Origin of the sequence: Microbacterium bandirmense, assembly GCF_037204185.1 — a bacterium.
In the GTDB taxonomy this organism is placed as follows: Bacteria; Actinomycetota; Actinomycetes; order Actinomycetales; family Microbacteriaceae; genus Microbacterium; species Microbacterium bandirmense.
In genome coordinates this window covers 122,227-129,067 of the sequence record NZ_JBBDGM010000009.1, presented here as the reverse complement: position 1 = coordinate 129,067, position 6,841 = coordinate 122,227, and the positions used below count along the sequence as shown (strand labels likewise).

At 66.9% G+C, this 6,841-nt stretch carries 7 protein-coding genes; 5 read left to right on the top strand and 2 right to left on the bottom strand.

Annotation, left to right across the window (positions count from 1 at the left end; translation table 11 throughout):
* Positions 1 to 75: 75 nt before the first annotated feature.
* The gene (locus WDU99_RS12010) at positions 76 to 1,080 is read right to left on the bottom strand and encodes a LacI family DNA-binding transcriptional regulator (protein ID WP_337332698.1); all 1,005 of its coding nucleotides are present in this window, start codon (positions 1,078 to 1,080) and stop codon (positions 76 to 78) included.
* Between the two features lie 244 nt (positions 1,081 to 1,324).
* On the opposite strand from WDU99_RS12010, the gene WDU99_RS12005 reads away from it, so the two are divergent.
* The 3 genes from WDU99_RS12005 (at position 1,325) to WDU99_RS11995 (ending at position 5,097) form a co-directional block, all read left to right on the top strand.
* The gene (locus WDU99_RS12005; protein WP_337332697.1) at positions 1,325 to 2,650 is read left to right on the top strand and encodes an ABC transporter substrate-binding protein; all 1,326 of its coding nucleotides are present in this window, start codon (positions 1,325 to 1,327) and stop codon (positions 2,648 to 2,650) included.
* A 132-nt stretch (positions 2,651 to 2,782) separates the two neighbouring features.
* Entirely contained in the window at positions 2,783 to 4,129 is a 1,347-nt protein-coding gene (locus WDU99_RS12000; RefSeq protein WP_337332696.1) for a carbohydrate ABC transporter permease, read from the top strand.
* Entirely contained in the window at positions 4,129 to 5,097 is a 969-nt protein-coding gene (locus WDU99_RS11995) for a carbohydrate ABC transporter permease (protein ID WP_337332695.1), read from the top strand. Before WDU99_RS12000 ends, WDU99_RS11995 begins: the two co-directional genes overlap by 1 nt.
* Before the next feature lie 54 nt (positions 5,098 to 5,151).
* On the opposite strand, the gene WDU99_RS11990 is transcribed toward WDU99_RS11995, so the two are convergent.
* Complete coding sequence (locus WDU99_RS11990) at positions 5,152 to 5,484, bottom strand: cupin domain-containing protein (protein ID WP_337332694.1); 333 nt, start codon at positions 5,482 to 5,484, stop codon at positions 5,152 to 5,154.
* Positions 5,485 to 5,544: 60 nt separating this feature from the next.
* On the opposite strand from WDU99_RS11990, the gene WDU99_RS11985 reads away from it, so the two are divergent.
* Positions 5,545 to 6,222 (top strand): phosphatase PAP2 family protein, encoded by a 678-nt coding sequence (locus WDU99_RS11985; RefSeq protein WP_337332693.1) that lies wholly within the window; start codon positions 5,545 to 5,547, stop codon positions 6,220 to 6,222.
* Entirely contained in the window at positions 6,197 to 6,799 is a 603-nt protein-coding gene (locus WDU99_RS11980; protein ID WP_337332692.1) for a GNAT family N-acetyltransferase, read from the top strand. Before WDU99_RS11985 ends, WDU99_RS11980 begins: the two co-directional genes overlap by 26 nt.
* Positions 6,800 to 6,841: the final 42 nt, after the last annotated feature.

Genomic DNA, 6,841 nt, shown 5'->3' with positions numbered 1-6,841 from the left:
ATTCGTCCCGGGGCCTTCTGCGTGCACGGGTCAGCCGTGTCCGGATCAGCCATGTCCGGATCAGCCGTGTCCTGATCAGCGCAGAGCGGCCGTCGACGAGCGCACCACGAGCTCCGAGGGCAGCACACGCTGCACGGCTGGCGCATCGGGGGCATCCATCCGCTCGCGCAGCAGCTGCACCGCAGCGCGCCCCTGCTCCTGCGGCTGCTGGCGCACTGTCGTCAGCGAGAACATCACCGCGTGCTCGTGATCGTCGATGCCGACGACGCTCAACTCCGTCGGCACCGAGAGGCCCATCCGCCGTGCGGCGATGATGCCGCCGATCGCCACCTCGTCGCAGACCGCCACCACTGCTGTCGGTCGCCGCCTGCGGTCTCCCAGCATCCGCACCCCCGCTTCATACCCACCGGGCATCGTGGCCTCTCCTGCCTCGTGCCGCACCTGCGCCCCCAGCCCCGCCGCCGCCATGGCCGCGCGGTAGCCCTCAAGGCGACGCTCGTCGCCGTAGGCGTGCGTGGCAGCATCCGCCCGTCCGCCGAGGAACGCGACGTCCTCGTGGCCGAGATCGATGAGGTGCTCGGTCGCGATCCGCGCGGCGGCCTCGTCGTCGATCGACACGGCGCTGGTGCCGGCGCTGTAAGCGCCCACGCACACCAGCGGGGAGTCCACGAGCATGAGTCGCTCCAGTTCGCGAGCGCTGGGTTGGATGCCGACGGCGATGATCCCGTCGAGTCGGCGGCGGGGGAGCAGCTCCTGAAAGAGATGGGCACGCTCCTGCGACCCCTCCTGAGTTCCGTAGAGCAGCAGATCGTGACCCGAGATGAGCAGTTCCTGCTGGATGCCGCTGAGCAGCTCTGCAAAGAACCAGCGATCCAGAGCTGGCATGAGCACGCCGACCGACAGCGACCGGCCGGTGGCCAGGCTCGTGGCGGAGGAGTGCGCGACATAGGACAGCTCGCGCGCAGCCGTGCGCACGCGCTCGCGCGTGTCTGCCGCGACATAGCCGCCGCCGCTGAGCGCGCGACTCGCCGTCGCCTTCGAGACGCCGGCGCGCGCCGCGACATCGGCGATCGTGCTCATCGCCCCTCCTTCGGGATGTTGCGTCGATCCGAGAAGTTCATTCTCAAGTAACCGGTTCCACACGATATGCTTTGGGAGCGCTCCCACACAATGCATCACAGGTGGACAACGGTTGTCCGACAGTCCTGGTCAAGCATTGTGCAGGCGCGTCCGGGACAAGTAGGTTGTTCTGGAATCGGTTCCTCAATGCTCGCGGAATTTGCCACTTTGGGGAACAGGGATCCACCCGAAGAGGAGAAAACACATGGCTAGGTCACAGCGATATCGCCTGCTGGCTCCCCTCGCTCTGGTCGGTGCAGCGGCGATCGCCCTGTCCGGCTGCGCGGAGGCAGCGCCGGAAGGCGGAGGGGGAACCGAGGGCCAGACGGTCCGCATCTCCGGAGGCATCACCGGCACCGAGGCCGAAGACCTCAACAAGTCGTTCGAGAAGTTCACCGAAGACACCGGCATCAAGGTGGAGTACACCGGCGACAAGAGCTTCGAGGGCAACATCGTCACCAAGGTGACCGGTGGCGACGCTCCCGACATCGCGATCGTCCCGCAGCCGGGCCTGCTGAAGACGCTCGTCGAGACCGGTGAGGTGCAGCCCGCGCCCGAATCCGTCGAGTCGGCCGTGGACGAGAACTGGTCCGAGGACTGGAAGGGCTACGGCACCTTCGACGACACCTTCTACGCGGCGCCGATGCTGGCGAACCTGAAGGGATACATCTGGTACCGGCCCGCGGACTTCGCCGAATGGGGCGTCGAGGTGCCGAAGACGTGGGACGACATGATCGCCCTCACCGACACGATCCGCGAGAAGACCGGTGAGACCCCATGGTGCGCCGGTTTCGCCTCCGGTGATGCGTCTGGATGGCCCGGAACCGACTGGATCGAAGACCTCGTGCTGCGCCAGTCCGGCCCTGAGGTGTACGACTCCTGGGTGGCCGGCGATGTGAAGTTCACCGATCCCGAGATCAAGGACGCGTTCGACGCGGTCGGCTCGATCCTGCTGAACGAGGACTACGTCAACGCAGGCTTCGGCGGTGTCAGGAGCATCAACTCGACCGCGTTCGGCGACGTGGCCGGGCCGGTCGCCGACGGCACCTGCGCACTGACGCACCAGGCGTCGTTCCTGTCGGCGAACTTCCTCGACGTCGAGAACGCCGACGGCGAGACCCCGACGGTCGCCCCCGACGGTGATGTCTACGCCTTCATCATGCCCGGCATGGACGAGGGCGCCCTGCAGGTCGAGGGTGGCGGCGAGTTCGTCGCGGCGTTCAACGACGACGAGGCCACCGTCAAGGTGCTCGAGTTCATGGCATCCCCCGAGTTCGCCGACGCGCGCGTCGAACTGGGCGGTGTGATCTCGGCGAACAAGAACGCCGACGCCAGCCTCGCCTCGAGCGAGTTCCTGCAGGAGGCCATGGAGATCATGCAGGACGACGCGACGGTGTTCCGCTTCGACGCGTCCGACCTGATGCCCGCCACCGTCGGTTCGGGCTCGTTCTGGAAGGGAATGGTCGACTGGATCGACGGCACGCCCACCGAGGATGTGCTCTCGAACATCCAGGCGGGTTACGAGAACTAGCACTCGGCGCTAATCTGAGCGCTACCTGCTGACGGATGCGGGATCGGGCGAGAGTCCGGTCCCGCATCCGCAACCCGAGCCGGCCGCCGCACTGGGGCGAGCGTCCGGAGCCGTACTCAGAAGGGCCAACACATGTCGCAGACGACTGTCGACCAACGGGCGACGACAGAACGATCCGATCAGCCGAAGACCACTCACGGCGTCGACGAGAAGGGGCGCCGGATCACCCGGATCGTGGTGGTCGCCGGATTCGCGCTGATCGCGGCGCTGTTCATCCTGCTCATCTTCTCGGCGCCGGTCGAAGACCCGGTGCGCACGACCATCGGCTTCTCGCTCAACAGCTTCTTCGTGGCGCTGGGGCAGATGCATCCGCTCGTGCAGATCCCCATCGTCGTCGCCGCGTTCGGCGCGGTGGTCGCGATCCTGCTCGTACTCATCGAATACGCGCCGCGACCCGGCCGCGGTTACTTCATCATGCGGCTCGTGGCATGCTTGGCCATTCCGCTGCTGTCCTTCATGCTGCTGCGTCCGTACCAGAACGTGCTGCTGTACGTCGTCGCCATCTCGCTGCTCGTCGGCGGCCTGCTGTTCTTCGCCGATTACCGCTCGCGCCAGGGTGCCGGCTACCTGTTCCAGCTCATGCTGTTCATGACGCCCGCGTCGATCATGCTGCTGATGGGCCTGATCTACCCGGCCATCGCCACGTTCGTGAAGTCGTTCTACGACAAGACGGGCACCGACTTCGTGGGCCTCGAGAACTACATCTGGGTGTTCACGAACCCCGTCGGCACCGCATCGGTGATCAACACCCTCATCTGGGCGCTCTTCGCCCCCACCATCTCGGTGGCGATCGGGCTCGCGTACGCCGTGTTCATCGACCGCGCCCGCGGCGAGAAGGTGCTGAAGGTGCTGGTGTTCATGCCCGTCGCGATCTCGTTCGTCGGTGCCGGCATCATCTGGAAGTTCATGTACGACTACCGGCAGGGTGACCAGCTCGGTCTGCTGAACGCGATCGTGACCTTCTTCGGAGGCGATCCGATCAACTGGCTCGCGGTGCAGCCGCTGGTGAACACCTTCATGCTGCTCATCGTGTTCATCTGGACGCAGACCGGGTTCGCGATGGTGATCCTGTCCGCCGCGATCAACGGTGTTCCCGCTGAGCAGATGGAAGCTGCCGAGCTCGACGGCGCGAACGCCTGGCAGCGGTTCCGGAACGTCACGGTTCCGGGCATCCGATCGTCGCTGATCGTCGTTCTGACGACGATCACGATCGCCTCACTGAAGGTGTACGACATCGTCGCGGTCATGACCGGCGGCCGCAACGACACCACCGTGCTCGGTTTCGAGATGGTCAACCAGCAGCAGCGCTTCCAGAGCTACGGGCACTCGTCGGCGCTCGCCGTGGTGCTCTTCCTGTTCGTGCTGCCGCTGATCATCTACAACGCGCAATCGCTGCGCAAGCAGAGGGAGATCCGCTGATGAGCGCCACACAAGCAGTCGTCACCGACACCCGGTCCAAGCGCGAGGTCGCCCGCGACACCAGACGCACCGAGGCCATCGCCCGCAAGAAGCTCACCTCCCGGGGCGCGACGATCGCGGCGGTGATCATCGCCGTGTTCTGGACGATCCCCACCTTCGGACTGTTCGTCACCTCGTTCCGCCCCGGTGCGGACACGCAGTCGACGGGGTGGTGGACTGCCTTCGTCAACCCCGAGTTCACGTTCGAGAACTACATCGAGGCGCTCACGGCCGGTGGCACCTCGACCACGCTCGCCGCGGCGTTCATCAACTCGCTGGCGATCACGATCCCGGCGACGATCATCCCGATCACGCTGGCTTCGCTGGCCGCGTACGCGTTCGCATGGATCGACTTCAAGGGTCGCAACATGCTGTTCGTGTTCGTGTTCGCGCTGCAGATCGTTCCGCTGCAGATGGCATTGGTTCCTCTGCTGAGCCTGTTCTCGAACGGCCTCACGATCAACGACGTGCAGATCTTCCCCGGCTTCGGGCTGAACGACGTCGAGTACAGCTTCGCGCGGGTGTGGATCGCTCACGCGATCTTCGCCCTGCCGCTGGCGACGTTCATGCTGCACAACTTCATCTCGGAGCTGCCCGGTGACATCATCGAGGCCGCCCGCGTGGACGGGGCCGGTCACGGTCAGGTGTTCTTCCGCATCGTGCTGCCGCTGGCGATGCCGGCGATCGCATCGTTCGGCATCTTCCAGTTCCTGTGGGTGTGGAACGACCTGCTGGTGGCGACGATCTTCGCCTCGCCGGGGGCTCTGCCGATCACCCAGGCGCTGAACTCGCTGTCGGGCACCTGGGGCAACCGCTGGTTCCTGCAGTCGGCCGGTACGTTCATCTCGATCATCGTGCCGCTGATCGTGTTCTTCGCCCTTCAGCGGTTCTTCGTGCGCGGGCTGCTGGCAGGCGCGACGAAGGGCTGACCGACCGAGCGGCCAGGTTCAGCCGAGCGGCCAGGTTCAGCCGAGCGGCCAGGTTCAGCCTAAGAGCACCAGCAGCACGTGGGCGGCCTCCACGGCCTCGAGTTCGTGGAGGACGCCCGCGGGCACCTGGATCGCCCCGCCGGCGCTGAGCGCGTGGTCGGCGCCGGCGACGCGGAATCGGATGCTGCCTGAGGCGACCTGCACGAGGATCGGCACCGGTGCCCGGTGCTCGCGCATGACGGCGCCGGCGTCCATAGTGAGCAGACGGATCTTGAACCCGTCGCCGTCGAGCACCCGATGCGGGCGGACACGTCCCTCTTCGATCGGGTAGGCGGTCGCGAAATCCGCGGCGGATGCGGCGAGCAGGACGGACGCTTCGGAACTCATGCTCCGAGGATATCCGCGTCTCGACCCCCCAAGCCGGGCCGTCACGTGCAGAATGGGGCGATGACGCGACGTGGGATGCTGACCACCGGGACGGCCCTGCTCGCGGCGGCGGTGATCCTCGGCATCCTCGTCGTCACGCTGCCCGCGGGCGCGACGAACGCCCTGGACGTCTTCTGGAACAACGCGATGGCGCAGTGGCGCGAACCGTGGATGCTGACGGCGGCGCACCTGCTGAACCGGATCGGCGGCGGATGGATCGCGGCTCTCATCGTGCCAGTGCTCGTGATCGCCACGCTCGTGCTGGTGCGGCGCTGGCGCAGCGCGGTGTTCGCGGCGGCGGCGTTCATCGCCAGTGCCGGCCTCACACAGCTGCTCAAGCAGATCTTCGGTCGCGCGAGACCCGACGACATGCTCGTCGCGTCGGACTTCGGGTCGTTCCCCTCCGGCCACACGGCGAACGCCGCGACGCTCGCCGTCGTGCTCTGGCTGGTCTTCCCGCGGGTGTGGGTGGCGGTGCTCGGCGCGCTGTGGGTGCTCGCGATGGCGCTGTCGCGCACGATCCTGTCGGTGCACTGGATCACCGACACGATCGGGGGAGCGCTGGTGAGTGCGGCGGCGGCGCTGCTGGTCGCCGGGATGCTGGTGGGCTGGGTCTCGCTAGGCTGGACGGGTCCGCCCGGCGTCGCCGACGCCGCACCCTCGAGGAGCCCCCGTGCCGAAGATCCGACCCTACCGTGACGCCGACCGGGACGCGCTGTACGAGATCTGCGTGAAGACGGCGGATGCCGGTGGCGACGCGACCGGCATGTTCACCGACGATCGGCTGTGGGGCGACGTGTTCGCCGTGCCCTACGTGGTGCGCGATCCGCACCTTGCGTGGGTGGTGGAGTCGGACGACGGGCGCACAATCGGATACATCGTCGCGACGGACGACACGGATGCCTTCGAACGCTGGTTCCGCGAGGAGTGGTGGCCGTCGCGGGTGAGCGTGTATCCGCTGTCGGGCGCGGCCGAGCCGACCCGTCAGGACGGGATCATCGGGTACGCGAGCCGGCGGGCACCCGGCAATGAGAAGCATGCCGCCGAGTATCCCGCGCATCTGCACATCGATCTGCTGCCCGAGACCCAGGGCCTGGGGCTGGGGCGACAGCTCATCGAGACGCTGTTCGGCGAGCTGCGCCGCCGCGGCGTGCCGGGCCTGCACCTGGGCATGAACCCGAGCAACACCGGCGCCGGCGCCTTCTACGAGCGCATCGGCATGCACCTGCTCGAGTCGAACGCCGACACGACGATGTACGGCGTGCGCTTCGACTGAACGTCGAGGGCCCGGTGAGGGCCCTCGACGCGTGCCGGTCGC

Excerpts from the sequence above, each read along its gene's own strand:
- WDU99_RS11985 (WP_337332693.1), top strand. The coding sequence starts at position 5,545 with ATGACGCGACGTGGGATGCTGACCACCGGGACGGCCCTGCTCGCGGCG.
- WDU99_RS11990 (WP_337332694.1), bottom strand. The coding sequence starts at position 5,484 with ATGAGTTCCGAAGCGTCCGTCCTGCTCGCCGCATCCGCCGCGGATTTC.
- WDU99_RS12000 (WP_337332696.1), top strand. The coding sequence starts at position 2,783 with ATGTCGCAGACGACTGTCGACCAACGGGCGACGACAGAACGATCCGAT.
- WDU99_RS11995 (WP_337332695.1), top strand. The coding sequence starts at position 4,129 with ATGAGCGCCACACAAGCAGTCGTCACCGACACCCGGTCCAAGCGCGAG.
- WDU99_RS12010 (WP_337332698.1), bottom strand. The coding sequence starts at position 1,080 with ATGAGCACGATCGCCGATGTCGCGGCGCGCGCCGGCGTCTCGAAGGCG.
- WDU99_RS12005 (WP_337332697.1), top strand. The coding sequence starts at position 1,325 with ATGGCTAGGTCACAGCGATATCGCCTGCTGGCTCCCCTCGCTCTGGTC.